At 72.7% G+C, this 26699-nt stretch carries 24 protein-coding genes, 3 tRNA genes and 1 pseudogene; 19 read left to right on the top strand and 9 right to left on the bottom strand.

Going from position 1 to position 26699, the window contains the following annotated elements; translation table 11 throughout:
• Positions 1-45: 45 nt before the first annotated feature.
• From AC0AIB_RS11420 to AC0AIB_RS11440, 5 genes are all read left to right on the top strand, one after another.
• A complete protein-coding gene (locus AC0AIB_RS11420) occupies positions 46-1248 on the top strand; it encodes a phosphotransferase (protein WP_465096572.1) in 1203 nt (400 codons plus the stop codon).
• Positions 1249-1448: 200 nt separating this feature from the next.
• Positions 1449-1949, top strand: coding sequence for a hypothetical protein (locus AC0AIB_RS11425; protein ID WP_328341204.1), 501 nt, complete (start codon positions 1449-1451; stop codon positions 1947-1949).
• Positions 1950-2017: 68 nt separating this feature from the next.
• Positions 2018-2713, top strand: coding sequence for a response regulator transcription factor (locus tag AC0AIB_RS11430; protein WP_465096573.1), 696 nt, complete (start codon positions 2018-2020; stop codon positions 2711-2713).
• Positions 2706-4130 carry a sensor histidine kinase gene (locus AC0AIB_RS11435; protein WP_465096574.1) on the top strand — a complete coding sequence of 475 codons (1425 nt, stop codon included), beginning with the start codon at positions 2706-2708 and terminating at the stop codon, positions 4128-4130. The genes AC0AIB_RS11430 and AC0AIB_RS11435 overlap by 8 nt, the downstream gene beginning before the upstream one ends.
• 56 nt (positions 4131-4186) lie before the next feature.
• On the top strand, positions 4187-4795 hold the full coding sequence (locus AC0AIB_RS11440; protein ID WP_328341210.1) for a hypothetical protein: 609 nt from the start codon (positions 4187-4189) through the stop codon (positions 4793-4795).
• Between the two features lie 135 nt (positions 4796-4930).
• Here AC0AIB_RS11440 and AC0AIB_RS11445 read toward each other — a convergent pair whose 3' ends face one another.
• Entirely contained in the window at positions 4931-7132 is a 2202-nt protein-coding gene (locus AC0AIB_RS11445) for a phospholipid carrier-dependent glycosyltransferase (protein WP_465096575.1), read from the bottom strand.
• 124 nt (positions 7133-7256) lie between these two features.
• Here AC0AIB_RS11445 and AC0AIB_RS11450 point away from each other — a divergent pair, with 124 nt between their 5' ends.
• On the top strand, positions 7257-7961 hold the full coding sequence (locus AC0AIB_RS11450; protein ID WP_465096576.1) for a glycosyltransferase family 2 protein: 705 nt from the start codon (positions 7257-7259) through the stop codon (positions 7959-7961).
• A gap of 72 nt (positions 7962-8033) precedes the next feature.
• Here the strand turns inward: AC0AIB_RS11450 and AC0AIB_RS11455 are convergent, their stop codons facing one another.
• A complete protein-coding gene (locus tag AC0AIB_RS11455; RefSeq protein WP_465096661.1) occupies positions 8034-8942 on the bottom strand; it encodes a transketolase family protein in 909 nt (302 codons plus the stop codon).
• A gap of 2 nt (positions 8943-8944) precedes the next feature.
• Positions 8945-9667 (bottom strand): transketolase, encoded by a 723-nt coding sequence (locus AC0AIB_RS11460; RefSeq protein ID WP_465096577.1) that lies wholly within the window; start codon positions 9665-9667, stop codon positions 8945-8947.
• 45 nt (positions 9668-9712) lie between these two features.
• Between AC0AIB_RS11460 and soxR the strand changes: the two genes are divergently transcribed.
• Positions 9713-10174 (top strand): redox-sensitive transcriptional activator SoxR, encoded by a 462-nt coding sequence (gene soxR, locus AC0AIB_RS11465; RefSeq protein WP_465096578.1) that lies wholly within the window; start codon positions 9713-9715, stop codon positions 10172-10174.
• Positions 10175-10192: 18 nt separating this feature from the next.
• Here soxR and AC0AIB_RS11470 read toward each other — a convergent pair whose 3' ends face one another.
• Positions 10193-11170 carry an NAD(P)H-quinone oxidoreductase gene (locus AC0AIB_RS11470; protein ID WP_465096579.1) on the bottom strand — a complete coding sequence of 326 codons (978 nt, stop codon included), beginning with the start codon at positions 11168-11170 and terminating at the stop codon, positions 10193-10195.
• Positions 11171-11464: 294 nt separating this feature from the next.
• Between AC0AIB_RS11470 and AC0AIB_RS11475 the strand changes: the two genes are divergently transcribed.
• Both AC0AIB_RS11475 and AC0AIB_RS11480 read left to right on the top strand, forming a co-directional pair.
• Positions 11465-11551 (top strand) — tRNA-Ser (locus tag AC0AIB_RS11475).
• Positions 11552-11888: 337 nt separating this feature from the next.
• The gene (locus AC0AIB_RS11480) at positions 11889-12212 is read left to right on the top strand and encodes a hypothetical protein (protein ID WP_465096580.1); all 324 of its coding nucleotides are present in this window, start codon (positions 11889-11891) and stop codon (positions 12210-12212) included.
• A 30-nt stretch (positions 12213-12242) separates the two neighbouring features.
• Here AC0AIB_RS11480 and AC0AIB_RS11485 read toward each other — a convergent pair whose 3' ends face one another.
• Positions 12243-12623, bottom strand: a complete 381-nt coding sequence (locus AC0AIB_RS11485; RefSeq protein WP_328341220.1) for a nuclear transport factor 2 family protein — start codon at positions 12621-12623, stop codon at positions 12243-12245.
• 165 nt (positions 12624-12788) lie between these two features.
• Between AC0AIB_RS11485 and AC0AIB_RS11490 the strand changes: the two genes are divergently transcribed.
• Positions 12789-13322 carry a YbhB/YbcL family Raf kinase inhibitor-like protein gene (locus AC0AIB_RS11490; protein WP_328341222.1) on the top strand — a complete coding sequence of 178 codons (534 nt, stop codon included), beginning with the start codon at positions 12789-12791 and terminating at the stop codon, positions 13320-13322.
• Between the two features lie 50 nt (positions 13323-13372).
• Here AC0AIB_RS11490 and AC0AIB_RS11495 read toward each other — a convergent pair whose 3' ends face one another.
• Positions 13373-14083 (bottom strand): class I SAM-dependent methyltransferase, encoded by a 711-nt coding sequence (locus AC0AIB_RS11495; RefSeq protein ID WP_328341224.1) that lies wholly within the window; start codon positions 14081-14083, stop codon positions 13373-13375.
• 354 nt (positions 14084-14437) lie between these two features.
• Here AC0AIB_RS11495 and AC0AIB_RS11500 point away from each other — a divergent pair, with 354 nt between their 5' ends.
• On the top strand, positions 14438-16216 hold the full coding sequence (locus AC0AIB_RS11500) for a DUF6311 domain-containing protein (protein ID WP_328341226.1): 1779 nt from the start codon (positions 14438-14440) through the stop codon (positions 16214-16216).
• 26 nt (positions 16217-16242) lie between these two features.
• On the opposite strand, the gene AC0AIB_RS11505 is transcribed toward AC0AIB_RS11500, so the two are convergent.
• A complete protein-coding gene (locus AC0AIB_RS11505; RefSeq protein ID WP_465096662.1) occupies positions 16243-17022 on the bottom strand; it encodes a hypothetical protein in 780 nt (259 codons plus the stop codon).
• Positions 17023-17407: 385 nt separating this feature from the next.
• On the opposite strand from AC0AIB_RS11505, the gene AC0AIB_RS11510 reads away from it, so the two are divergent.
• Complete coding sequence (locus AC0AIB_RS11510; protein ID WP_328341228.1) at positions 17408-18910, top strand: peptide deformylase; 1503 nt, start codon at positions 17408-17410, stop codon at positions 18908-18910.
• A 171-nt stretch (positions 18911-19081) separates the two neighbouring features.
• On the opposite strand, the gene AC0AIB_RS11515 is transcribed toward AC0AIB_RS11510, so the two are convergent.
• A complete protein-coding gene (locus AC0AIB_RS11515; RefSeq protein WP_328341230.1) occupies positions 19082-20200 on the bottom strand; it encodes a globin domain-containing protein in 1119 nt (372 codons plus the stop codon).
• A 172-nt stretch (positions 20201-20372) separates the two neighbouring features.
• Here AC0AIB_RS11515 and AC0AIB_RS11520 point away from each other — a divergent pair, with 172 nt between their 5' ends.
• On the top strand, positions 20373-21119 hold the full coding sequence (locus AC0AIB_RS11520) for a CPBP family intramembrane glutamic endopeptidase (RefSeq protein WP_465096663.1): 747 nt from the start codon (positions 20373-20375) through the stop codon (positions 21117-21119).
• Here the strand turns inward: AC0AIB_RS11520 and AC0AIB_RS11525 are convergent.
• Complete coding sequence (locus tag AC0AIB_RS11525; RefSeq protein WP_465096581.1) at positions 21080-21949, bottom strand: hypothetical protein; 870 nt, start codon at positions 21947-21949, stop codon at positions 21080-21082. The two genes, AC0AIB_RS11520 and AC0AIB_RS11525, sit on opposite strands and share 40 nt — an antisense overlap.
• 905 nt (positions 21950-22854) lie before the next feature.
• Between AC0AIB_RS11525 and AC0AIB_RS11530 the strand changes: the two genes are divergently transcribed.
• From AC0AIB_RS11530 to AC0AIB_RS11555, 6 genes and pseudogenes are all read left to right on the top strand, one after another.
• Positions 22855-22945, top strand: a tRNA-Ser gene (locus AC0AIB_RS11530).
• Positions 22946-22980: 35 nt separating this feature from the next.
• Positions 22981-23053: transfer RNA gene (locus AC0AIB_RS11535), tRNA-Arg, on the top strand.
• Between the two features lie 387 nt (positions 23054-23440).
• Positions 23441-24784, top strand: coding sequence for a helix-turn-helix domain-containing protein (locus AC0AIB_RS11540; RefSeq protein ID WP_465096582.1), 1344 nt, complete (start codon positions 23441-23443; stop codon positions 24782-24784).
• Positions 24768-25487: a 2'-5' RNA ligase family protein gene (locus AC0AIB_RS11545; protein WP_465096583.1), complete on the top strand. Its 720-nt coding sequence runs from the start codon at positions 24768-24770 to the stop codon at positions 25485-25487. The genes AC0AIB_RS11540 and AC0AIB_RS11545 overlap by 17 nt, the downstream gene beginning before the upstream one ends.
• A 349-nt stretch (positions 25488-25836) precedes the next feature.
• A pseudogene (locus AC0AIB_RS11550) lies at positions 25837-26154 on the top strand (PfkB family carbohydrate kinase); the annotation flags it as partial.
• Positions 26155-26359: 205 nt separating this feature from the next.
• Positions 26360-26698 (top strand): PfkB family carbohydrate kinase, encoded by a 339-nt coding sequence (locus AC0AIB_RS11555; protein ID WP_465096584.1) that lies wholly within the window; start codon positions 26360-26362, stop codon positions 26696-26698.
• Position 26699: the final 1 nt, after the last annotated feature.

Below are 26699 nucleotides of genomic sequence, written 5' to 3' on the forward strand. Positions count from 1 at the left end.
GAAATGGCGGGTGTGGGAGGGGGTAGGTGGCTTACCCTGCGCTGCGTGACGATTACCTCCGTGGCCGCCAGCTGGACCGACCCGCAGTGGCGGTCCGACGCGCTCGACTGGGTGAGCGGGCAGCTCGACAGGCACGGCCGCCGGGTCACCGGCCCGGTCGAGCCCCGGATCCGCCCCTGGTCGCTGGTGTGGCGGGTGCCCACCGACACCGGGCCGTACTGGTTCAAGGCGAACAACCCCGGTACGGCGTACGAGGCGGCGCTCCTGGTCGAGCTGGCCCGGCGTGCTCCCGGTCGGGTGCTCGAGCCGGTGGCCGTGGACTCCGGCCGGGGCTGGTCGCTGCTGCCCGATGGTGGCCCGTCCCTGCGTGACCTGGCCGAACCCGATTCCGGTCGCTGGGCCGACGTGCTCGCGACGTACGCCGCACTCCAGCGGGCGGTGGCCCCGACGGCGGACGAGCTCGTCGCGCTCGGCGTACCAGACCAGCGACCGGCGGTCATGCCGGGCCTCCTCGCCGACCTGCTCGACGACCGGGCCGCCCTGCTTCTCGCCCCGGAGAACAGGCCGCACGCCGCGGACGAACCGCACGCCGAGGGCGGGCAACACCCCGAGGGCGGGCAACACCCCGAGGGCGGGCAACACCCCGAGGGCGGGCAACACCCCGAGGGCGGGCAACACCCCGAGGGCGGGCAACACCCCGAGGGCGGGCAACACCCCGAGGGCGGGCAGCACCCCGAGGGCGGGCAGCACACCGAGGGTGACGGCGGCGACGAGCGGATGGACGTGGCTACCCACGACCGGTTACGGGCCTACCTGCCGCGCTTCGCCGAGGACTGCCGGCGACTCGCCGACAGTGGCATCCCGGCCACCGTGCAGCACGACGACCTGCACGACGGGAACGTGTTCGCCACCGGCGACGGATACCGCTTCTTCGACTGGGGGGACGCCTCCGTCGCCCACCCGTTCGGCACCCTGCTGGTGACCCTGCGCTCGGTGGCCCACACGTACTCGTTGGCCGAGGGTGATCCGGTGCTGCTCCGGCTGCGCGACGCCTATCTGGAGCCGTGGACCGACCGGCACGACCGGGCCGCCCTGCGGGAGATCGCCGGCCTAGCCGTGCGGGTGGCCACGGTGGGCCGGGCGCTGTCCTGGCGGCGGGCCCTGGACACCACCGACCCGAGCCGCACCGGCTACGCCAGCGCCGTGCCCGGCTGGCTCGGTGAGCTGTTCGCGCCCATGCCCGTCTGACCGAGCGCCGGGGCAGACACCGATCATCGCCGGGTAAGGCGGCGATCATCGGCGGTTCAGGTGTCGATCACCGGCGGGTCGGGAGGCGATCACCGCGGGGTCGGGCGGGAGGACGCACCTCCGGTGCGACCCGGGCGGGTGGAATATCCAAAAGTCGACAGTGACCCATGTCACCCCTGGTTACGGCTCGTTGGCCGAGTATGGACGTCTTCTCGCGCACCTTCCTCCCGGCCGCCGCCGAGACCGGGCTGGCGGTCCAGACGGTGAGCCGACACATGCCGGTCTTCCGGCAGTGTGTCGGGTCGGGTGACGCCACCGTCCTGGTCGCCCGGTGCGCCCGCCCCGACCGGCCGGTCGGCGGGGAGTACCTTCTCCTGCTCACCCACCGCCGGTTGGTGGTCACCCAGCAGACCCGGGTGCTGCACCGGCTGCGTCTGCACCTGAACACCGAGCTGCGTGAGCTGAGCAACGTCACCTGGAGCCCCGACGCCCGGGCGCAGGCGGTGGAGCTGGCCGCCACCGCGATCGACGGGGTGCGCGAGCGGTTCGTCATCCGTACCCAGCACCCGAAGCAGGTGTGGCAGCTCGACACGCTGCTGCACCACGCGTTCCGGACCCGGCTACGCAAGCCCGAGGAGCGGGTCGTCGCCACCATCGGTGACGCCCCGGCCGTCGCGCCGCACCCACTGCCGGTCCGCTGACCGCATCCTTACCTGACCCGAACACCGTCGCACGTCCCGCCCGACCCCGGGTCGGTCATCATGGGCCGGTGACCGTCGACGCCGCCCCGCAGCGCGGGCTCGTCCTCGTGGTGGAGGACGAGCCGGCCATCGCCGACCTGGTCCGGCTCTATCTCAGCCGGGACGGGTTCGGCGTACACCTGGAACGGGACGGCACGGCCGGGTTGGCCGCCGCCCGCCGGCTGCGACCGGTGGCCTGCGTACTCGACATCACCCTGCCCGGTCTGGCCGGCACCGAGATCTGCCGCCGGCTACGCGAGGCCGGCGACTGGACCCCGGTCATCTTCCTCACCGCCCGCGACGACGAGGTCGACCGGATCGTCGGCCTGGAACTGGGCGCGGACGACTACGTCACCAAGCCGTTCAGCCCCCGGGAGCTGGTCGCCCGGGTCCGGGCGGTGCTGCGGCGCACCGCCGGCGCACCGGACGGTGTGGACCGACCGCGCACGGTCGGCCCGGTCACCCTCGACCCGGGCCGCCGCACGGTGCTCTCGGCCGGCGTCCCCGTGCAGCTCACCTCCACCGAGTTCGACCTGCTCGCCCACCTGATGGCCCGCCCCGGCCGGGTCTTCACCCGGGAGGAGCTGCTGGCCGGCGTCTGGGGATACGCGGCACACGGCGGCACCCGTACCGTGGACGTGCACGTCGCCCAGGTCCGGGCCAAGCTCGGCCCGGCCAGCGTGATCCGCACGCACCGGGGCGTCGGATACGCCGCCGATGGCTGACCCCGCCGCCCGGCCGCGACGCCGTCGGCCGCGCCGCCGGTTCACCCACACGCTGACCGCCCGCGCGGTCCTGGTCACCTGCGCGGTGGCGCTGGTTTCGGTGCTGGTCACCGCGCTGGTCGCGGTCCCCCTGGCGGTACGCGGGGTGGAGCGCCGCGACCAGGCCGCGCTGGCCGCCCAGGCCCGCCTCGCCGCCGACGTGCTCCGGGTACGCCCCAGCCGCCAGCGCGACGCGGCAGGCGACCGGCTGATCCGCCAGCTCCAGGAACAACAGATCGAGGTGTACGTCGTCCAGGGCGGGCTGGCCGACCGCCCCGGCCTGCCCCGGCAGGTGGTGAACCGGATCTCCGCCGGCCGGGACGTCTCCGGTCGACGGTTCGTCAACGGCCAGCGGACCCTGGTCGAGGGGCGGGCGCTGCCCGGCGGGGACGGGGTGGTGCTGACCCGGGCCACCCCACAGGGACCGTGGCGGCAGGTGCTGCGCGCCCTCTGGCTGCCGCTGTTGGCGGGGCTCGCCGCCGGGGTGGCCGCCGGGCTGCTGCTCGCCCGCCGGTTGGCCCGGCCGATCCGGCACGCCGCCACCGCCGCTGCCCGGCTGCGCGCCGGTGACCGGGCGGTCCGGGTGCCCGTCGAACCCCCCGACGAGGTCGCCGACCTGGCGTACGCGTTGAACGGGTTGGCCGCCGCGTTGGCCACCAGCGAGGGTCGACAGCGGGAGTTCCTGCTCTCCGTCTCGCACGAGTTGCGTACCCCGTTGACAGCGATCCGGGGTTGGGCAGAGGCGCTCGCCGACGGGGTGATCGACGCGGACCAGGTCTCCGCCACCGGCCGGACCATGCTCACCGAGGCGCAGCACCTGGACCGGCTGGTCGCCGACCTGTTGGCGTTGGCCCGCCTGGAGGCGGTGGACTTCCCGCTGGAACCGGTGCCGGTGGACCTCACCCGGTTGGCCGTCGACGCCGAGCGGACCTGGGCGGAGCGGTGCGCGGCCGTCGGGGTGCCGTTCCGGCTGGAGACGCCGGGCACGGCGGTGCCGGCGTACACCGATCCGGGGCGGATCCGGCAGGTGCTGGACGGGCTGTTGGAGAACGCGCTGCGGGTCGTACCGCCGGGGGCGCCGGTGGTGCTCGCGGTCCGGGCGGCCGGTGCCGGGCCGGCCGCCGGTGGGCTGGTCGAGGTCCGCGACGGCGGACCCGGCCTCACCGACGACGACCTGACGGTGGCCTTCGAGCGTGGCGCGCTGCACCAGCGGTACCAGGGGGTACGCAAGGTGGGCAGCGGGTTGGGGCTGGCGCTGGCCGCCGGGCTGGTACGCCGGCTCGGCGGCCAGATCGTCGCCGGGCACGCCGCCGAGGGCGGGGCCGCGTTCACCGTCCGGCTCCCCGCTGGTCCTTACCTGACCCGAACGTCGGCCTGACCCCGCGCCCATCCCGCTGCGCGACGCTTGTGGCACCACGGACGAGAGGGAGAGTCATGGCACATCGGGGAATCGCCGTCGCCGCCACGTCGCTGCTCGCGGCGCTCGCACTCGGCGTCGCCGGCTGCGGATCGGCCCAGGTCGCGCAGGACAGCACGAAGGCCGCCGCGATCGACGTGGCCGCCGCGCTGGGGGTCGAGGGGCAGGCGCTGGTCGCACTGGGCGTCGACCCGACCGAGTTGGACCTGCTCGCCGCGCCCGCCCCGGCAGCCGGGGAGTCGACCTCCCCGTCCCCGTCGGCCGGGGCGAAGGGCAAGCGTGGGGAGCGGGCGCAGGAGCTGCGTCAGCGCCGACAGGCCCGGGTGCTGCTGGGCCGCAACGGCCTGCACGGTGAGGCGGTGGTGCAGACGAAGGACGGCGGCACGAAGACCGTCGTCGTGCAGCGCGGCGCGGTGACCGCGATCGACGGCGGCTCGGTGACCGTGAAGTCCACCGACGGCTTCTCGCTGACCTGGAAGCTGGGCGACCAGCTCCGGGTGGTCGAGCGGCGCACCACCATCAAGGCCGCCGACGTCAAGGTGGGCACCAAGGTCCACGTGGCCGGGGCCCGCGACGGCGACGCCAGCGTGGCCCGGCTGATCGTGGTGCCCGTCAAGCAGCAGTGACCCGTGGGGGACGGTCGGGGCCGGCGTGGACCACCGCGCCGGCCCCGACGTGTGCCGGCCGGCGGTGAGCGCTGAGGTCAGCCGATCGCCGCTGCGGTCGGCCCGGCCTGCGCTGCCGGCGGTCGGGGTCGTCGGTCAGCGGGTCGGGGGCAGCGCGTAGCCGACGTGGTCGCGGTACTGGATCGTCCAGCCCGCCGGGACCAGCCGGGCGCACTCCGTCCGGGGGCCGGTGCAGACGATCGCGTCGACCGAGGTGGGGGCTGCCGGCGGCCGGTCCGGCAGCACCGACTGCAACGCCACCAGCTCGGGCGACCGGCCGTCGTCGTCACGCAGCAGCAACCACCAGGGGTACTCCCAGTTGTCGTTCTGCTGCACCAGGCCGATCCGTCGGGCGTCACTGGCCCGGACCGCCGAGGCGGCCCAGCGGAACTCGTCGGCCCACTGCGGCCGGCGCAGGAACCGGGTGTCCCACTCGGCGGTGGTGAAGACCGAGCCGCTGCCGACCAGCCGGCGCGGGAAGCCGTACGACAGGGCCAGCACGCCGGCCAGCGCGGAGGTGGCGAGCACGGTCACCACCAGCCCGGCGGCCACCGACCGTCGGCCGGGACCGGACCGCCGGCGCAGCACCGCGTCCACCCAGAGCCCGGCCAGCGGTACGGCCAGCACCAGCGCGTAGAGCAGCAGCCGGTTCCCCCACGGCTGCCACTTGATCATCGCGGCGTGCAGCAGCACCGCGAACACCACCACACCCGCGTACGCCCGCAGCGCCCCCGCCCGCCCGGGGCTGAGCCGCCGGGGTCGGGTCAGGGCGAAGACCGCCCCGAGCAACGCCAGCGACCCGGCCAGCGGAAAGGCCACCCGGTCCTCGTCGGGATACCAGGACGGCACCGGGAAGACCTCCCGGCCGAAGGTGATGGCCCGGTCCTGGGGGTCCACGCCGACCGCCCGGGAGCCGGCCTCGATGACCCCGGCGGTGCCGGCGCGCAGCGGGCCGAGCGGGGTGTCGAACGCGGTGTGCCCGATCCGCAGCGCGTTGACCAGGACGGATGCCGGGTCGTGCCGTTCCATCGGGATGGATTCGCGCAGCCGGGGCGGCCCCAACGGGTGGCCGAACTCGGCGGTCTCCCGGGCCAGGAACGGCCCCACCACGGTCACCGCGACCAGCAGCACCAGCAGCGAACCGCCCATCGTCCGGGCCACCTGCCGGGCCCCGCTGAGGCGGAGCTGGGCCAGGCCCCAGAGCAGCAGCAACGGCCCGACCGCGAGCAACCCGCTGGTCTTGGTCAGCGCGGTCAGGCCGGTGGCCGCGCCCAGTGCCAGCGCGTCGGCGAGGTCGGCCCGGCGACGCAGTCCGTCCAGCGCCAGGGTGGCGGCGCAGGCGGTCCAGGCGGCGGCCACCAGGTCGGTCTGGGTGCTGGTCGCCTGGAGGGCCACCATCGGCGTGGTGGCGAGCAGGAACGCGGTGAGCAGTTGGGCCCGCCGACCGCCGCCGAGCTGGGCGGTGATCCGGGTGGCCGCCAGCAGGCAGCCGATCCCGGCGGCCCACTGCACCAGGTTGTGCAGAGCGTCCCCGCCGGTGAACAGGCGCAGGTGCAGCAGCAGGTATTCGGCACCGGGCGGGATGGTCACCTGCCGGTGGATGGCGGTGGGCCAGAAGTCCAGGCTGCCCTGGGCCACCCAGTGCTCCACCTTCGGCAGGTGGTAGGTCTGCGAGTCGAAGTTGTTCGGCTCGGCGAGCAGCGCCACCACCAGCTCGACCAGCACCAGCCCGACCACCGTGCCGGCGAGCAGCCGCTCGCCCCGGGTGGCCGTACGCCGGAGGTCGGCGAGCCGGTCGACCCAGCCGGTCAGCATCGCCGCGACGCCGGCCCGGCCGGTGGCCGGTGGTGTCGCCGATGCGGCCGGCAGCTCCGCCCCGGGCGCCGCGTCGGGCCCGGCGGCATCACCCACCACCGAGCCGCCCGAGACCGAGCTACCCACGGCCGGGCTGCCCGCTGCCGGGCTGCCCACGGCCGCGCCGACCAGCACCGCCCGGCGGGCCTCGGCGACCCCGGCCCCCTGCCGGACGGCGTCCCGGCCGCGTCGCCGGCCGGCCGCCGCCGCGATCCCGGTGACGAAGAGCAGCCAGGCCAGGGCGAAGGCGGGCAGGGTGAGCGTGCCGAACGCGCCGAGCAGTTCCACGGTCAGCACGGCGAAGACGCCGGTCAGCAGGGCGGCCCGGATCACGCCGAGGCGGTTCGGGGCGACCGACCCGGCGGCCCGGGGCCGCAGGAGGGCGGTGAGCATCACGAGCGCGGCGACGGGGGCCGCCACGAGCATCCAGCCGGCTGCCGACATGGGCGGAAGTAAACACCATCCGGCTGAATGACCGGGTGCCGGCCGGTCCGGTGGCGACCCTCGCGCGGCTGACCTGCCAGGCTAGGCTAGGGCCCGACTCACTGTCGCCACCGTGGAGATTCCCGTGAAGCTCTCGATCCTCATGCCGGTCTACAACGAGGAAGAACGCATCGCGGATGCCCTCAAGCAGGCATTGGCTGTCGATTACCCGTGCGAGATCGAGCTGGTCGTGGTGGACGACGGCAGCCGGGACGGCACCGGGGAGATCCTCGGCCGGGCGGACGACGCGCGGCTACGGGTGATCACCCATCCCCGCAACGCGGGCAAGGGCGCGGCCATCAAGACGGCCGTGGACAGCGCCGAGGGTGAGTACATGGTCATCCTCGACGCCGACCTGGAGTACGACCCGCAGGACATCCCCCGGCTGCTCGCCCCGGTGCTCGACGGGCGGGCCACCGTGGTCTACGGCAACCGCACCTTCGGCAGCCACAGCGCCTACAGCTTCTGGTACGTGATGGGCAACAAGGGCGTCACGATGGCGGCGAACGTGCTGTTCAACTCCTACATCGGCGACCTGGAGACCTGCTTCAAGCTGATGCCGGTCGAGCTCTACCGGTCGCTGGGCATCCGCTCCCGGGGTTTCGGGATGGAGGCCGAGGTGACCGGCAAGCTGCTGCGTCAGCGGATCCGCCCGTACGAGGTGCCGATCAGCTACCGGGCGCGCGGGCGCGAGGAGGGCAAGAAGATCACCTGGAAGGACGGCGTCGAGGCGATCTGGATCCTCGGCCGGGAGCGCACCCGCCGCCGTACCGCCCGCGCACCCCGCTGAGCCCGGCGACGGCCCCGCCCGGGTTGGCGACCCCGCCCGGGTTGGCGGGTCCGGCCGCCGCCGTCGGCCCGGTCACCGCGACGGGGCACCCTGCGTCCGGTCGCCCGAGGTCAGGAAGTCGCCGATCGCGCGGCGCAGTCCGGCCGGGTCGAGGCCGTGCCAGCGGTCGTGGTCCTCGGCGGTGCCGTAGCGCCGCAGCTCCGCGCGGCCCACACCGAGGCTGAGCAGCCGGTGCGGCCGGTCGGCGAGCGCCTCGGTCACCACCCGGGTGGAGGTGCCGGCCAGGTAGGGCTCGACCATGATCACCTCGCTGCCCGCCAGCGTCCGCAGCCCGGCCACGTCGAACGGCCGGGGCCGGTGGGTGTAGGCCACAGTCACCGGCAGGTCGGCCACCGCCGCGAGCGCGTCGTCGAGCACCGGACCGACCGCCACCAGCAGCGCCGCGCCCGGCCCGGCGTCGCGCACCACGTGCAACCCACCCGCCTGCGGGTACGCCCGCGCGTTGCTGCGCAGGGACAGCCGCAGGTAGGTCGAGTGCTGCCCGCAGACCGCGTCCCACAGCAGGTCGGGCACCTCGTCGGGGTGACCGGGCACGTGCACGGTCCAGCCGTCCAGGGTGTCGATCAGGGCCACGTCGGCCGGGGCCAGATGGGTCCGGCCGGATTCCGCCCGGTCGTAGGAGGCGCCGATGCTGACCAGCACCGCGCCGACCCCCTGGTGGTCGAGGTCCAGCTTGATCTGCTCGTACGCCCGCTCGACGAGGAACGGGGCGTAGCTGTGCACGATCGGGCGTTGCCCGGTGAGGGCGAGCCCACCGGCCACCCCGATCATCAACTGTTCCCGGATGCCCACGTTGACGACCCGGTCCGGATACCGCCGGCCCGCCTCGGTGAAGGCGTCGGCGGAGATGTCGGCCAGCACGATCGTGGTCCGGGGGTCGTCGAGGAACCCGGTGGCGCTGGCGACGAAGGCGTCCCGCATGATCATTTCCCGCTCCCCGGGGTAGGGCCGTCGACGGCGACGACCACGTGTGGACGGTGGCCGTCGTGGCCGGTGAGGGCCGTGTGCAGGGCGTCGTGGTCGTGCCCGTCGACGACGCTGGCGGTCCAGCCGTTGACGGTGAACCGGCTGGCCGGCCCACCCGGCCAGCCGTGACTGGCCGACGAGTTGTCGACCACGATCGCGGTGAGCCCGGCCAGCCCGGTGGCCCCGGCGTAGGCGATCGCCTCGTGGTTGGAGCCCTCGTCGAGTTCGGCGTCGCCGAGCAGGACGTACACCCGGGGGGTGGTGCGGCCCTGGGCGCGTAGGCCGAGCGCGGTGCCGACGCCCAGCCCGAGGCCATGGCCGAGGGAGCCGGAGCCGATCTCGACGCCGGGGACCAGGGTCCGGTCGGGGTGGCCGCCGAGCCGGCTGTCCGGCCCGCCCTCGTCGTCGAGCCAGTCGAGGGGGATGAACCCCTTGGCGGCGAGTACGGCGTAGTAGCCCGACACGGCGTGCCCCTTGGAGAGCAGGAAGCGGTCCCGGTCGGGGTGGTCGACGGTGGCCGGGGTGACCCGCAGGACCCGGTCGTAGAGCACCCAGTGCACGTCGACGGTGGAGTAGACGTTGGCGTCGTAGCTGCGGCCGGCGCGGAGGCGTTCCAGCGGCGCGACGACGGGCGCGGGGAGGAGCCGGCCCGGCGGGTGGGTTGTGGTCGATGTGGTCATGCCGCTAGCGTGCAACTTGAAGTTAACTTCAGCTCAAGGACAGTGATGCACGAGTCACTCACCATCGGACAGCTCTCCGCCCGCAGCGGGGTGGCCCAGTCGGCGCTGCGCTACTACGAGCGGCTCGGCCTGATCCGCGCCGAACGCACCGGCGGCAACCAACGCCGGTACGCGCGCACCGAGCTGCGCCGGGTGGCGTTCATCCGGATCTCCCAGCAGGTCGGCATCTCGCTGGAGGAGATCCTTACCGCGCTGGACTCGCTGCCCTCGTCGCGCGCGCCCAGCCCGGACGACTGGGCCGCCCTCTCCCGCACCTGGCGGGAACGGTTGGACGAGCGGATAAAGCTGCTCGGCAAGCTCCGCGACGACCTGGACGGCTGCATCGGCTGCGGCTGCCTGTCGTTGCAGCGCTGCACCCTCTACAACCCGGGCGACTCGCTGGCCGACGAAGGCCCCGGCGCCCGCCTGGTCCTCCCCCGCCGGGACGGCCCTGTTTCGCCTTCCTGAGCGTGCCGGCGGGGGCCGTCACGCGGTGGTGAGCAGCACCTTGCCCACGTGGTCGCTGGACTCGACCAACCGGTGCGCCTGCGCCGCGTCGCGCATCGGCAGCCGCCGGTCCACGATCGGCCGGATGGCACCCGACTCCACAAGCGGCCACACCTGCTCCCGTACGCCCCGGACGATGTCCGCCTTGTCGGCAAGCGGACGGGAGCGCAGCGCGGTGGCCGTCACCGAGGCCCGCTTCGCCAGCAGCGCGCCCAGATCCAGCTCGGCCGTGCGCCCGCCCTGCATGCCGATCACCACCAGCCGCCCGCCGTCGGCAAGCGCCGCCACGTTCCGGGCCAGGTAGGACGCGCCCATGATGTCGAGGACCACGTCCGCACCCCGCCCGTCGGTGACCCGCCGGACCTCCTCGACGAAATCCTGCCCGCGGTAGTCGATGGTGTGTGCGGCCCCCAGCTCACGCAGCCGGTCGTGCTTGGTCGACCGGGCGGTCACCACCACCGTCGCGCCCAGCGCCGCGCCGAACTGCACAGCGAACGTGCCGATCCCACTGCCACCGCCGTGCACCAGCAGCGTCTCGCCCCTGCCGAGGTGGGCCACCCGGACCAGGTTCGACCAGACCGTACAGGCCACCTCGGGCAGCGCGGCGGCGTCGACCGGGTCGACCCCGGCCGGCACCGGCAGCAACTGCCCGGCCGGCACGACCACCCGCTCGGCGTACCCGCCGCCGGCCAGCAGCGCGCACACCGGCTGACCCACCGCCCACCCGGTCACCCCCGCACCGACCGCGCCGACCACCCCCGAACATTCCAGCCCGGGGTACGCGGGCGCGCCCGGCGGCGGCGGGTAGTGCCCCTGCCGCTGGAGCAGGTCGGCCCGGTTGACCGCGCTGGCGGCCACCTCGACGACCACCTCACCCGCGCCGGGCTCGGGGTCGGGCACCTCGGCCCAGACGAGCGCGTCGGGTCCACCGGGTTCCGGGATCGTGATCGCGTGCATGGCCCAGTCTTACCCGATCCGACCCCCGGACCACCCCGTCCGACGACAACTGCCAACCAGGCCACATCCGGACGGCAGAATCCGCCACCCGTCGTCGGGGGCGGACCATCGCTCGCCCACGACGGTCGGAATTTCGGCCACAGTGGACCGTCCGGGTGAGGCGATGCTGGTCGTGCCATGGATGAGCGAGCCGACTCTGGCACAGGAAGCGTGATTAGGGGGCGGTGGGACGGCTCGCCCGGCAGCCGTTCGTGGCAGACTAGGTACAGCCGTGCACCTCTGGGTGGCGGTCCGGGAGGGTTCGCCTAGTGGCCGATGGCGCTGGTCTTGAAAACCGGTAAGGCAGCGATGTCTTCGTGGGTTCGAATCCCACACCCTCCGCCTCCAAAGCAGCAGAAGCGCACCCTAAACCCGGGCGGACGCCGATCAGGGTGCGTTTTGCCGTTGGTGAACCGCAACCCCCACGGGATGTCATGGCCGCGCTGCCCCCGCACACTGCCCGTGATGACTGCCCCTGCCGGGTGGCGGCTGCTCGACGGGGCGCGGTAGGTGCGCGCGGCGGAGCGCCGCTGCTGGTCCAGTCGGCGTGGGACTGCCTGGACCACCACCGCCACAGCCGGTGCGGGAGGTGCACCGAAGGCGGCTTCTGCCCGATGGTCGAGGCCGCCCGTGCCCGGATCAGGACATGGCGCAGACTACGTCAGGTCTGGGGTCATCGATGAACGCGCCGCTGCCGAAGGCCGGCGACCTGGTGTACGTCACCCGCGCCGCCAGCGTGCAGTTCAGCAAGCCGATCTTCTGCCGGGTCATCCGGGTGCTCGACTGGATCACCTACGACGGGTGGTGCTGGCTCGACGTCTACCAACTGGACGCCAAGGGCGATGCGGTCGTCCGACGATCGATCTTCGTGCAACCGGCGAAACTACAACGCCAGCAACAGGCACCCACGCCCCGCGCCCGGCACGACCAGCGCCCATCCCCGGGTGTGCGCCGCCCTCGTCCGTCGGCTGGGGCCCGGACCGCCGCCCGGATCGACACCTGACCAGCGGAAGTCGTCTGACCCGTTCAACGGTCAGGGGGCAGGGCTGAGGTGGGCCGCGAGGATGCGCCAGCCGTGCTCGTCGTCGTAGGTCCAGGTCCGGGTGTAGCGCAGTCGCGCGGCGAACGCCTCGCCCTCGAAGGTGCCGCGCACCCGGCCGCGGAAGAACGTCACCCCGGTCGTCCCGGCGACGATCAGTTCCAGCTCCTCCTCCACCAGCTCGTCGAGCACCGAGCTGCCACTGCTGTGGGCGGCCAGGTCGTCGGCCTTGCTGAAGGTACGACCGTCCGGCCCGACGGCGACCAGGCGGTCGTCGAGCAGGGCGTCGAGCGCGGCCACGTCGCCGGCCCGCTGGGCGGCCTGGAGGCGGCGCTCCGCGTCCAACAGGTCCGCCTCACGTTCGGTGTCCCGCATGCGCCCTCCCGGTCCTCGGCCCGGCCGGTCGGCCGCGCCCCCTCATTCTGGCGGCCCGACGGTGCGCGGTGCCTCCGGTTCGATCGTCGCGCCCGGCGGGGTAAGAAGGGCAGGCGGGGTAAGAAGAGCAGAGGAAAACGCGCCACACCGGAAGGAACCTTCCCGATGACCCTGGAACGACCGATCGCCCCGGACCCGTACGAGTTGCTGCCGACCGTGTCGTCGTTCGACCTGACCAGTGACGACGTGCACAACGGCGAGCCGATGGACGCCCGGTACGCGCACGGCAGCACCGGTGGCGAGAACGTCTCCCCGCACCTGGCCTGGTCGGGCTTCCCCGCCGGGACGAAGAGCTTCGTGGTGACCTGCTTCGACCCGGACGCCCCGACCGGCAGCGGTTTCTGGCACTGGGTGCTTGTCGACGTGCCCGCCTCGACGACCAGCCTGCCGACCGGCGTGCAGGAGGCCGACCTGGGTGGGGCGTTCAGCGTCCGCAACGACTACGGCGACACCGGCTACGGGGGTGCGGCCCCGCCGCCGGGTGACCGTCCGCACCGGTACGTCTTCGCCGTGCACGCGGTCGACGTCGAGCGGCTCGACGTCGGGCCGGGTGCCAGCCCCGCGTACGTCGGCTTCAACCTGGCCTTCCACACCCTGGCACGGGCGGTCATCCGGCCCACGTACCAGATCAAGGAGTGAACGGTGTCCCGCCGGTCCCGCACATGCTGCGGGACCGGCGGGCGCGACGGTCAGGCAGGCACCCGGGCGACGGCGAAGACGGACTGGCCGAACGGGGGCCGGACGAGCTGCTCGGCGGCCTTGGTGGCGGGCAGGACGAGGGTGTCGTAGACCTTGACCATCGGGCCCTCCTTCGGCATCAGGCGGAAGACCTTGGTGGCCATGAAGTAGCCGATCAGGCCGAGGGCGTTGGCGTAGTGCATCGTCTCGACGTGCAGCCCGGCCGAGGTCATCGCGTCGCCGAGGGTCTTCTTGGTGTAGCGGCGCACGTGGCCGGTGGCGATGTCGGCGGGGCCCATCGCGAACTGGAACGCCGGCACGATGATGATCACCGCACCGCCGGGCCGGACCAGGTCGCGCATGCTGCGCAGCGCACCCACGTGGTCCTCGATGTGCTCCAGGACGTTGTACGAGACGGCCGCGCTGTAGTCGCCGCCGCCCGGGTGCGGCAGCAGCATCTCGCGCACCTCGATGGTCGGCTCGTCGACCAGCCGCTCCTTGAGCAGGATCAGCCGGTCCGGGTCGGCCTCGGTGGCGGTGAACCGGGGAACGTGCCGCGCCCACTCCAGGGCGTAGTCGCCCAGGCCGCTGCCGATCTCGATGGGGTCGTCACCGAGGTGGGGCACCGCCAGTTCGACGAACCACCTGCGGTGGTTGACCGCGGTGGCCAGGCCCTCCAGGACCTCCGACTGGACGCGCTGATCCCCAGTGATTTCTGCCATGCGTCGATTCCTCACGATATATGACTGATCCGCGCCTGGACCGACAGAGTGAATCATCCGCAGGAGGGGCGGAGGAAACGGGGCACCGTGGGGGCTGAAATGTGGTCGGGGGAGGGCACGCGATCGGCGGTCGGCGAACCCGGCACATAGTACGGCAGTACCCGAAACATGTCACGTGCCCGCCATAGGCCAACTACGCTGTGAATTGTCATGACTACTCCCGAATCGGGCCCCGGGGCCGGTCGATCCCCCGGCGACGCCGGGTCGACGTCCGCTCGGCGTGTCGTCCGGCGGAGGTGGCGACGGGCGTTCCCGCCGCCACCGGCAGGCTCGTCGCCGTCGGCGGACGCTTCGGTGCGGGCAGCGCGGTCGGTGGCGGCCGGGCCGACGGCGGCGGGGTGGCGGTGGGACGCGCTCGCCGTGGGCAGCTATCTCCTGCTGGCATTCTGGGTGACCGCCCGGTTCTGGCGCGACCCAGGAGCCGGAGTGCGGGACAACCGCTCGGACCAGGCGCAGTTCGAGTGGATGATGGCGCACGGCGCACGGGTACTCACGGAATGGAGTTATCCATTCGGTTCGGACCGGATGAACGTGCCCGACGGCGTGAATCTGATGGCGAATACCTCGGTACTATCCATTTCGATACCGATGACCCCGGTCACCCTGCTCTTCGGGCCGCACTGGTCTTTTCTCCTTTTCCTCACCCTGGGAATGGCGGCCACCGGCACCGCCTGGTATTTCTTCCTGTCCCGGGTGGTCACCCGCTCCCGGGGGCCGGCCTGGCTCGGCGCGGCGTTCTGCGCGTACGCCCCGGCGATGGTGTCGCACGCCAACGCCCACCCGAACATCGTCTCCCAGTTCGTCGTCCCGCTCCTCATCTGGCGCACCCTGCGGTTGGTCGAGCCCGGCCGGTGGCTGCGCAACGGACTCCTGCTCGGCCTGTTGATCGTCTGGCAGGCGTTCCTCAACCTGGAGATCCTGCTGATGACCGCGATCGGGCTGGCCGTGGTGATCGCTGCCCTCGTCGTCGGCCGACCGCAGCTGCGCACCTCGACCCGGCCGTTCCTCGCCGGGCTCGGCGTGGCCGCGCTCCTCTCCGCCGTGCTGCTCGCCTACCCGCTGTACGTGCAGCTCTTCGGGCCGGGCTCCTACCACGGGCTGTCCCGGCTGATCCGGGGCTACCGCACCGACCTGGGCGCGTTCGTGGGCTGGTCGCGGGAGTCGCTGGCCGGCGACGCCCGGTCCGCCGATCCGCTGGCCCGCAACCCCACCGAGGAGAACGCCTTCTTCGGCTGGCCGCTGGCCGTCCTCACGGTCGCCCTGGTCTGGTGGTTGCGGCGCAGCGCCCTGGTGGTCGGCCTGGCCGTGCTGGGGCTGCTCTTCGCCGTCCTGTCGCTGGGGCGGGAGGTGCAGCTCAACGGGCGCAACACCGGCGTTCCCGGCCCCTGGGCGCTGCTGGAGAAGCTGCCCCTGTTGCACTCCGTGGTGCCCACCCGCTGGTCGCTGGCGATCACCCCGATCGTCGGGGTGCTGCTGGCGCTCGGCACCCAACGGGCCCGGGACCTCGCCCGTCGACACCCGGCGGCCCGCCGGCAGATCCGGTTCGTCACCACGACCGTCCTGCTGATGGCCCTGCTGCCGCTGTTGCCGACCCCGCTGCCGGCGACCCGTCTGGACCCGGTGCCGGAGTTCGTCACCTCCGGCGGCTGGCGTCCCTACGTGGCGGGGGGTCGCAGCGTGGTGACCCTGCCGCTGCCCGACAACACCTACGCCGACCCGCTGCGCTGGTCGGCCCGGACCCGGCTGGAGATGCCGCTGGCCCGGGGTTATTTCCTCGCCCCGGACACCCGCCCCTGGTCACCCGAGCCCGGGGCCGCCCTGTTCACCGCGCCATACCGGCGGACCAGCAACCTCTTCGGCGGAATCGCCCGGACCGGAACGATCCCGCCGGTCACCGCGGCGGACCGGCGGGCCGCCGTGACCGACCTGCGTTACTGGCGGGCCGGCGTGGTGGTCCTCGGCCCGCACCGGTACGCCGACGCGCTGCGCCGGGCGATGACCGCGGTGACCGGCATCACCCCCACCTGGACCGGCGGGGTGTGGCTCTGGGACGTCCGGCCGCTCACCGGTTGACCCGGGCCGGCACCCGGGGGGGGAGGTCAGACCGAGCGAACGCAGCAGCCCTGGCAGACCTTCGGGCTGGGCAGGGTGAAGGCCAGGCAGCAGGTACGCCGTTGCACGGTCGGCTCGCCGTTGCGGCCGGGCACCAACTCGACCAGGTCCGCCACGCCGAGGGTGTCGAGCAGGGTGTCGACGGTGCGCACCGACGAACCCGGCAGGGCGTCCGCCGCGCGCAGGATGCCGTGCGCGACGCCGGAGGCCACCGAGCCGAGCAGGGTACGGGCACCCACCCGCACCTCCGCCTGGATGGCGGCGATCATCGGGACGAGGTGGGCGTCGAGCAGCGAGGCCCGCAGTACGCCGAGCAGCTCCGCCTCGTCGGCGACCACCCGGACGCCGGGCTGACCGGTGAGGGCCAGCGGGTCACCGGGCAGCACCGCGACCTCGGTCGAGTGGCGCAGGCCGATGGTGAGCAGTTGCCTGTGGTCCTCGAAGTGGATCAGCACGTCGGCCGGGTCGAGCAGCGACACCCGGCGGGCCGAGGCCCAACCGAGCACCACCGGCAGCGCCGTCCAGTAGCTGTAGGACTTCCAGGCCAGCGCGGCGCACGCGTGCGGGGTGCCACCCCAGCGGCGGGCGGCGGCACCCAGGAAGTCGGGCATCCGGGTGCCGTCGACGAGCGTGGTCGCGGGGCTCCAGCCGGCCTCGTCCGCCACCACCAGGCCGGGCGCGAGGCCGGGCAGCGCATCGGTGCCGAACATGGCGCGCAGGGTCGCGGTCACCGGGGCGAGCCGACCGGCGAGATCCTGACCCGGCATCACCGCCGTCATCCGGACCGCCCTCCCGTCCCCCGCTCGGCCGCCGCGGACGGCGGCGGTCTCCTCGGCCACTCCGGTGCCGGAGGGGTCGCCCGTGAAGCTAAGGCTAGCCTAACCATGCCCGGGGGTCGGAGGGAAGCCTCTCCCGGAGGCCGATCGGGAGGCCGGGATCACGCGTCCGTCCCGCCGGTCCGGGCGGGTGCCGAGAGCCCGGTCGGCCAGGTTCGGCCCGACCGGGTGCTGATCGGCCACGTTCGGCTCCTACCCGGCGGAACGCGGAGAAAACACGAGGCGATGTCAAGGCATATGTCGGCAACGTGCCAGTTCGCTATGGGCCGCCGACAAGAACATGAAGACTTGTCATCCCGGCTGCGTGAGGAAGCTGATGACGACCTCCCCTCTGGAGCGGGCCGCCGACGCGTTCGCGGCGGATCTCGCCCGGCACCGGGCGGGGCGAGGGCTGACCAAGAAACAGCTCGCCACCATGATGGGCTTCGACCCGTCGTACGTGAGCCACGTCGAGGGGCGTCGACACCGGCCCACCGAGGACTTCGCCCGCCGTGCCGAGGCCGTCCTCGACGCCGGCGGTCTCATCTGGCAACGGTTCCGCGAGTACGACCAGCTCCGTCAGGCCCGCACCGCCCCCGGTCAGCGCGAACCCGCACCCCCCGGGCGGTGGCTCCCCCCGGGCACCGGGCTCGTCGTCGAACGGGAGACCGCCAGCCTCACCCTGGTCGACGGCACGTACCGGTGCGTGGTCCGTCGCCGGCTGCACAACGCCGGCACCGAACCGGTCACCCGATACCTCGTCCGGGTCGCCGTCGACAGGTGGCCCGACGACCCGGGGCGCTCCAACCGGCACCACCGGGAACACCCGCTCACCTTCGCCGAGCTGCGCTTCCGGGCCGTCCACCACGACGGCGGGGCCCGCGAACCGATGCACTGGCGGGTCCGCCACGACCGGGACGCCTACAAGGAGATCTGGCTGCTGTTCGAGAACGCCGACGGGCCGTTCCCGCTGCACCCCGGCCAACGCGCCGAGGTCGAGTACGCCTACCGGGTCGGCCGGGTCAAGTGGGGACCCTGGTTCCAACGGGCCGTCCGCCTGCCCACCCGGCACCTGGCCGTGCGGCTGGACCTCCCGGCATCCCTCGACCCCCGGGTCTGGGGTGTGGAGACCTCGCTCTCCGCCGACGAGGGGCCACTGCGCACCCCGGTACGCCGACACGACCGCGGCGACCGGGCGGTCTTCGACTGGTCCACCGAAGACCCGCCGCTCAACACCCGGTTCCGCCTCCAGTGGCGGTTCCGACAGGAGCCCACGGAGACGACCTCGCGGGTGCCGACCCGCCCCGCCGAGCAACTGCGCGCCCTCGGCGTACCGGCCCCCGACGCGACCCCGCCCGGCCGCCCGGCCCGCCCCTTCGACCTGCCCCGGGAGGCCACCGCCGCCCGTGAGGTGGTCGGCCGGCTCACCGACCTGCTGACGCAGGCCGACGAACTGCACCCGTTCAGCGCCGGAATGGGCCTCGCCGCACCTCAGCTCGGCCTGGACGTCGCGGTGGCGGTGATCCGTCCCGCCGACCGGGCCGCCCCGCCGGTCGTCCTGGTCAACCCCCGCGTGGTCGGCGAGAGCCCGGAGACCGTCGAGCAGTACGAAGGCTGCCTCGCCGCCGCCGACCACCGTGGGCTGGTCCCCCGCCCGCTGCGCATCGAGGTGGAACACGCCCGCTGGGACGGCGGACGGATGATCACCTCGTTCGCGTACGGGATGGCCCGGTTGGTCGCCCACGAGATCGACCACCTCGATGGCCGGGCCTGGACCGACCGGATGGCACCCGGCGTGCCGTTGGTCCCCGTCGAGGAATATCGCGACAGCAACGTCTGAGCCCGACGGGCCGACCCGTCGTCGGCACCCGGGCGGCCCGGTCGACGGCGACCGGCAGGCACGGACGTGACCGGGCAGGCACAGACATGACCGGACAGGCGCGGACGGGCGACCGGGTCGCGTGCCCCAGGGGGCGGAGGCACGCGACCCGGTCTCGGGGGGAGTAAAGCTCTACAGGTTGCCGAAGGTGTCGTACCGGATGTGCTGCGGCGGCACCTCGTCCTCGGCCAGCGCCCGCAGCGTCGCCCGGACCATCGGGGCGGAGCCGGAGACGTAACAGTCGTGCGTCGTCCACGGCCCGTAACGGGCGACCACGTCGGGAACGTCCCCCCGCTCACCGTCGAAGTCCGGGTCGTCGCTGCACGACGGGGTCACCGACAGCCAGGGGTGGGCGGAGACCAGCTCCTCCAGGCCCGCCAGGCCGTACAGCTCGTCGGCGTGCCGGGCACCGTAGAAGACGTGCACCCAGCGTGCCCGGTTCCAGCCGGCCAGCTCCTCCACCATCGCCTTCACCGGGGCCAGGCCGACCCCACCGGCCACACAGAGGATGTCCCGCTCGGATTCGCGGTCCACCGTCATCGAACCCATCGGCGCGGCCACCCGGAGCAGGTCACCCGGCTTGGTCCGGCGGACCAGCGCGCCGGAGACCCAACCCGCGCCGACCGGCGTACGGACGTGGAACTCCAGCACGTTGTCGTCGTTCGGGGCGTTCGCCACCGAGTACGTCCGCCACACCCGGGGCAGGTGCCGGGGCACCTCGACGCTGACGTACTGCCCGGCCTTCCAGACCAGCGGGTGCTGGAGGGCGCGGACGGTCAACACGGCGGTGTCCGCACCGAGCCGCTCGTGGGTGAGCACCTCCGCATGCCAGTACGGCGGATTCTCGTCCAACTCCGCCCCGGCCAGCATCGTCGCCGTGATCGCCGCGTACGCGTCCCGCCACGCCTGGTCGTACTCCAGGTTCCAGCCGCCGCTGGCGGTGCTGCGCAGCGCGTCCAGCAGCGCCACCCCCATCGTCGCGTAGTGCGCCGCGTCGACGTGGTATTTGCGGTGGTCCCGACCCAGGGAGCGCAGGTACTCGGTGAAGCTTTCCGGGTCGTCCATCACCTGGGTGGCGGTGACGATGGCGTCCAGAATCCGGTCACCCTGGCCGGTCATCTCCACCGGGAAGAGCTTGCGCAGCTCGGGGTCGAGCAGGAACAGCCGGGCGTAGAAGCGACCGCTCAACCGGTCCCGGTCCTCCTCGACCAGGGTCCAACTCTCCTTCAGCAGCCGAGCGAAGTTGTCCACGGGGGGCGGTCCTCCTCCTGACGGCGGATGGGGCCCGGATAGAATGTCCACGGACCGTGGTCACCGGTCGCACAGTCAGTGCGACCGGCCGATACCAGTCCATTGGCCGGTGCCACCGGCGCGCCCCGTCGGGCAGAGTGGTGCGGTGACCGTTGAGCAGCACACCCGCCCGATGCCCCGGCGGGTCCTCGGCACCGAGACCCTGCTGGTGCTCGGCCTGTCACTCGGGCAGTCGGCCGTCTACGCCGTGGTGTCGCTGACCGCCAAGCTGACCGCCGACGGGCCGTTGTCGAAGCAGACCGCCTCGCTCAACACCTCGCAGTCCGCCCGACCCTGGCTCGACCTGACGTACCAGCTGCTCGGCATCGTCTTCGCGTTGCTGCCGGTGCTGCTCGCCGTACACCTGCTGGCGCGGGAGCCCGGCGACCCGGCGCGGACCCTCGGCGTGGACCTGCGACGGCCCGGGTCCGATCTTGCCCGGGGTGCCGGGTTGGCCGCGCTGATCGGCCTGCCCGGCCTGGCCCTGTTCTGGGTGGCGGCGCAGCTCGGCGTCAACGCCACCCTGGTCCCCGCCGGCCTGCCGCCGCTGTGGTGGGCGGTGCCGGTGCTGATCCTCGCCGCCGTGCAGAACGCCGTGCTGGAGGAGGTGATCGTGGTCGGCTACCTGGTCACCCGGCTGCGCCAGCTCCAGTGGCGGCTCGGCGCGGTCGTCGCGACCAGCGCCCTGCTCCGCGGCTCCTACCACCTCTACCAGGGCTTCGGCGCGTTCGTCGGCAACGCCGTGATGGGCGTCGTGTTCAGCCTGTTCTACCTGCGCACCCGGCGGGTGATGCCACTGGTCGTCGCGCACACCCTGCTCGACGTGGTCGCCTTCGTCGGCTACTCGCTGCTGCCGAGGGACTGGTTCGACTGGCTCTGACCACTGCCGCCGGCCCGGCCCGGCCGGTAGGCGGCCACCGCCCGCGCGGCGAGCCGTCGCGTCGCCGCCGCGTCGCCCGCCGCCGTCGCCAGCACCGCCGCCCCCGGCAGCAACCGGGCCGCCAGGCGTAGCGCGGCCCAGCCACCTGCCTGCGCGGCCAGCGGGGCCGCCAACCGCGAGGCCGCCTCCGCCGCGCGTGGCCACGGCCCGTCCGCCGGTCCGTCCGCCGCCCGCGCGGCCTCCAGCGCGGTACGCGCGCTGTCCGCGTCCGGGTGCACCCGGGTCAGCACCAGAAGTTCCACCGCCCGGTCCGGGTGGACCGGATCCCGGCCGTACGCCGCCGCCAGGTGCAGCACCAGCGCCGACTGCGTCCAGAGCACCGCCGCCAGCTCGGCCACCGGCGCGAACAGCCCCGCCACCGCCGCCGCGGCCCCGCCCGCCCCGGCCAGCCGCACGAACCGCCGGGCAGCGAGCCGGGCCAGCCCGTCCGACCCGGCTCCCGGGTACGCCTCACGCAGCCCACGCGCCCACTCCCGGGCGCGCGGCCCGATCCCCTCGACGGCGGCCAGGGCCAGCAGTTCCGGTGCGAACCCCGGGTGGGCCAGCAGCCGGGTACAGAGCATCGCCAGCTCCCCTCCCCCGGTACGACCCGACACCGCGACGCCCATGCCCGTCGCCGCGGCCCGGGCGGATTCTGCGGTGGTGGTCGGGTCGGTAGCGGCCGGTTCGGTGGTGAGGGTCGGTGCGGAGCGCACAGTCCTGCTCGGCGTCGTCGCCGCAGCGACCGCATTGCCCCGGATCGCGGTCTGTTCGGTCTGTTCGGTCGGCACGGTCGGCGTGGTCGGTCTGGCGGTGTTTTCCGAGGTGGTGTTCTGGGGCGGGGTCGCCCGTTTGCGCGGTGTGGCATTGCGGGAAATCTGCCCTGTTTCGTCCTTTACGGTGGCCTTTCGGGTGGTCCGCTTTCGTGGCGGCGTGCTCGTCCCCGCCGAGGCGCTGTCCGTGCCGGTGTCGGCACCCTCGACGGGTTCGGTGGGGGTCCGGGCTGGCCGAGCCTGTGCGCCGGTCAGCGCCTGCCCCTCTGATGAGGCGGCGGCCGGCGGAGCGCTGCCGGCAGCCTCCCCCGTCGCCCGACTGCGGGGGGCCCGACGCGGGGTCACCTTCGCGGGGATCGCCTTCGCGGGGATCGCCTTCGCGGGGACGGAACCGCGTGCCGAGGTCGGCGCAGCATCCGTCTCGGGCTGGGCAGAGCCTGCCGGCGCGCCGTCCGTCGCGGCGGTCGGCCCACCCACCGGCGTGGTGTCGTCAACCGCTCCGCGCGATCGGGTCGCTGCCGGCGGACGAGGCGTGGCCGGCTCGGCGGCGGGCGGTTGGAACAACACGCCCGGTGCCGCCTGCGCCGGACGGGTCCGCTTCGGCCGGGGCGTCGCCTCGTCGTCGGAGGGTTGCTGCTGGCGGGGTGGGGCCGGCGGCGGGGTGAAGGTCGCCTCCGGGGAGCGACGACGCGCCCGGTCACTGGCGGGGCGGCGGGGCGGGTCCCTCGGCGGCTGCTCCTGCATGTCGATGGAGCGTAGTCGCGAACGTGACCTCGCACACGGTGGAATACGGCGCGGTCCCGCGCGGCGTGGCCTCCTGGGCCGGGCCCTCACCAGCGAACCGAGCCCCGCCCGGATAGTCGCTTTGCCCCGGGTGGGGGCGGACCTGTATCCTCGTCCGCGGTGGTCCGCAGGGTCACCGGGGAGACTTCGCCTAGTCTGGTCTATGGCGCCGCACTGCTAATGCGGTTGGGGTTTTAAAGCCCCTCCCGGGTTCGAATCCCGGAGTCTCCGCGCAAAACCGGTTGTGTAGACTGGCTTAGCACCGAGCGCCCGTAGCTCAATGGATAGAGCATCTGACTACGGATCAGAAGGTTAGGGGTTCGAGTCCCTTCGGGCGCACAAGATCAACAGGGGTCTGACCTGCCGAAACGGCAGTCAGACCCCTTCGCTTTTCTGTCCCTTGTGGTCGGTTGGGTGCTCGGTGGGTGCTCGTGCGACGAGCATCCCTCACGTCCGGCCGTGTCCGATGCGCGGGTGCCGTGTCCGGGTGGGTTTTGATCATGGTGAGGTCTACCGTTGCTGGTGCCCACATTCTGGTACGCGAATCTGTTCCGAGTTCGTCGTTGAACCTGGTGGGTTTGGGTGTTTCTCGGTTTGGGGGCGTGTGCGGTGGTGCCCTCGGGTGGGGATGGCCCCCTGCTACTGCGATCGTCTACTGTCAGCGTGCCGTGAGGGGTCAGTAGCGAATGGTGATCAGCCCCTCCGATGACGTGGGGGGACGTCCTCATGGATCCGCAGGGACTCAGTGACGTGAAGCGGGCGCTCGGGCGGCGGCTCGGGGCCTGGCGTAGGAAGCGTGGGCTGACTCAGGATGATGTCGCGCGGTTGGTGCACAGCACGCGGAGCACGGTGGCTAACGTCGAGAGTGGCCGGCAGGTGGTGGACCGGGTCTTCTGGGCGCAGTGCGAGTCGCTCCTTCGAGCCGGCGGCGAACTGCTCACCGGTTACGACGAGTACCGCTCTCTTGATGCCCGGCATCAGGAGGAGAAGGCGCAAGCGGCTCGGCACGCCCGTTGGGGAGCGTTGGCGTCGCTTGACCCGGCTGCGGGGCCTGGGGTGGTGGGTCGTCGGGACGAGGTGGTCGAGCCGGTTGCGGAGGTGCAGGCGCGGGTCCGCGACCAGCATTTCTACGTGCTCGACGAGTCGTTCCTCGACGCGATGGAGGCATTCGTCGCTGAGGTGGTCGATTCGTACGAGCTGCGGGGGCCGCGGGTCCTCGCGCCGCTCCTGGTCGGGGAGCGGCGGCGTGTTCAGCCGATGCTGATGGGCCGGGCGCGTCCGAGGCAGCAGCAGCGTCTGCTGGCCGTTGCGGGGCGTCTTTCCGGTCTGTTGAGTTACATGTCGGTCAACCTGGGGCGCTTTGACTCGGCTCGCGCGTACGCGCTGGAGTGCTTCCAGTTGGCGGAGCAGGCCGACGATCGTGATCTTCAGGCGTGGGTGCGGGGAACGCAGAGTCTGGCCGAGTTCTATGCGGGCAACTACCGTGACGCTCTCGCCTTCGCGCAGGACGGCCGGCGCTTCGCCGGCACGGGACGTCAAGCGGTACGACTCGCGGTGAATGGCGAGGCGAGGGCGCATGGCAGGCTGGGCGACCGTCGCGCGGTGGAGAAGGCGGTCGGTGACGCCTACGATCTTCTTGCGGGTTTCTCCCCGGAGCCTGGCATGACTCCGTGCATATCGTTCGGTGTCTACAGCGAAGCCCGCACCGCGTCGAATGCCGCCACCGCGCACCTGGGGCTGGGAAACGCCGGGCCGGTCCTTCAGTTCGCTGGACGCGCCCTCGACATTGTGGACAGCTCGCCGTCGCGGTGGAGTCAGGCTCTGGTGCGCCTGGACATGGCATCCGCCCTGCTCGACACGCCGACCGAAGACCTGGACCAAGCCTTGGCCTTGGCACGCGCGGCGATGGCCGCCTCGGAAGGCAATCGCATCGAGTCGATCGAGCAGCGACTGCGATCCTTCGCCGCAGGACTGCAAGGATCCTCCGACTACGCGCCGGTAGCGGCCTTCACCGATGAGGTGCGGCAGTGGTTGCGTGAGCGGAAGCCGGACAATGACAACCTCTTCTAGCCAATCCAGCGAACGGCGCGAACCGTACGACTACGTCGAGGAGGACTGGGCGCGCTACCGCGAACTCGATCATCTGGTCAATCACTGGGAACGGACGGGCTGGCACCCAGGCCGACGCTCCTACCACTGGATGATCTGTCTCGGCGAGAGCGAAACTGTACGCGCGCTCGCAACGAGATGCCAGGCCGCACTTGGTCATATACCGACCCTGGACCTGGTCCCCCTGAAATGGCTGCACCTCACCGTGCAGAAGGTTGGCTTCACAGACGAAGTGCCTGCCGCGCAGCTCGACCAGATCGTCGCAGCAGCGCAGCGACAGCTCGCCGCCATTCCCCCGATCTCACTGCGCGTGGGGCCGCTGGCGGGATCAGCGGGCGCTGTGCGATTCAGCGCGGGCCCCCATCCCCTGGTACGCAGCGTTCGCCAGGCCCTGCGGCAGGCGCTCGCGGACGTCAGAGGCGAACGTGCGGTCCCCACGCGCGCCACCGCCTTCGTCCCCCACGTCAGCATCGCCTACAACAACACGCCGACCGACGCGACGCCGGTCATCGACGCAGTGGCCCGCCTCCGCCACATCGCATCCGTCACGACCGTCGTTCACCGCGTCGAGCTTGTCGAGCTACGCCGAGAACCCCGCAGCTACGCGTGGCATGTCCTGGCTACGGGCACGCTCGCCGACGACGAACAGCCCCCCAGATCATGACCCCCCGAAGCTCCCGCCCGCCCAACAGCGACGGCAGTCCCCCGCAGCCCGACCAGGCCATCGACAGTTTTACGGCGGCCATCAACGAATGTCCCGAGCACCGCCAGCGCGAACGGCGCATCTACCTCTCCCGCACCGCGCACAAACACCTTGTGTCGGCTCCAGATCCCCGCCCCGTCACCACCGTCAACGCTTCAGCGCCGGCGATGGCGGCGGGCGTTGCTTGGGTCCGCCGAGACGTTGCCGCCCGTGCCCGGCAACTCGAATCTCGCCGAGGTCAGCGGGACGTGCGGCATCTGCTCGACCACCTGGCCACGGCCAGATGAGCCACCCGCCCGGTTCAGCGCAGATGTCCGGTGTGCCGCGTGTCGCCGTCGTGGGCCGCGCCAACATCGACATCACTGTGCGGATTCCCGGGCCGCCGGTTCCTGGCCGCACGACGTTCGCGTCGTCGCCGGCGACGACTACCGCTGGCGGTAAGAGCCTCAACCAGGCCTTGGCCGCCAGCCGGGCGGGCGCGCACACCAGCCTGATCGGCAACGTCGGCGACGACCACTGGGGCGCCTTCCTGTACCGGGCACTGACCGACGCGGCCGTTGACGTGTCCTGCTTCCACCTCGTGCCGTCGGCGTCGACCGGAGCCGCGGTCATCGAGGTCGACCCTGACGGAGAGAACCGCATCATCCTCGCGCTGGCCCCGAAAACCGAACTCACCGGCGAGCAGGTGAGCAGCCGACTCGCGGGGTTGCACGCCTCGGTCGTGGTGACCCAACTCGATCTGCGACCCGACGCCGTCGACGCCGTCTTCCGACACCACCGCGCGGACGCTCATCGGCAACCTGGTGCCGCATCCCACGCTTGGGCCGGCTGCGTTGGCTCCGCTGGACCTGTTCGTTGCCAACGAGGCCGAGGCAGCGGCGATACTTGGCCGCCACCACGACGATCCCACGGTCGCCGCGCGGGAGCTCCGCGGACTGGGCCCCAGAGCGGTCGTGGTGACCGCCGGCCCGCGCGGCGCCGCCTACAGCGACGCCCACGACACGGCGCTCGTGCCCGCACCACACGTCAACGCGATCAACACCAGCGGAGCGGGCGACACCTTCCTCGGCACTCTCGCGGCACGCCTCGCCCACCAGATCCCGCTCTCCGACGCGGTCGCCGACGGGGTGGCCGCCGCGACGACCTTCGTGAGCAGCAGCATGCCGCAATAGC

It is taken from the genome of Micromonospora sp. DSM 43699 (assembly GCF_055517075.1).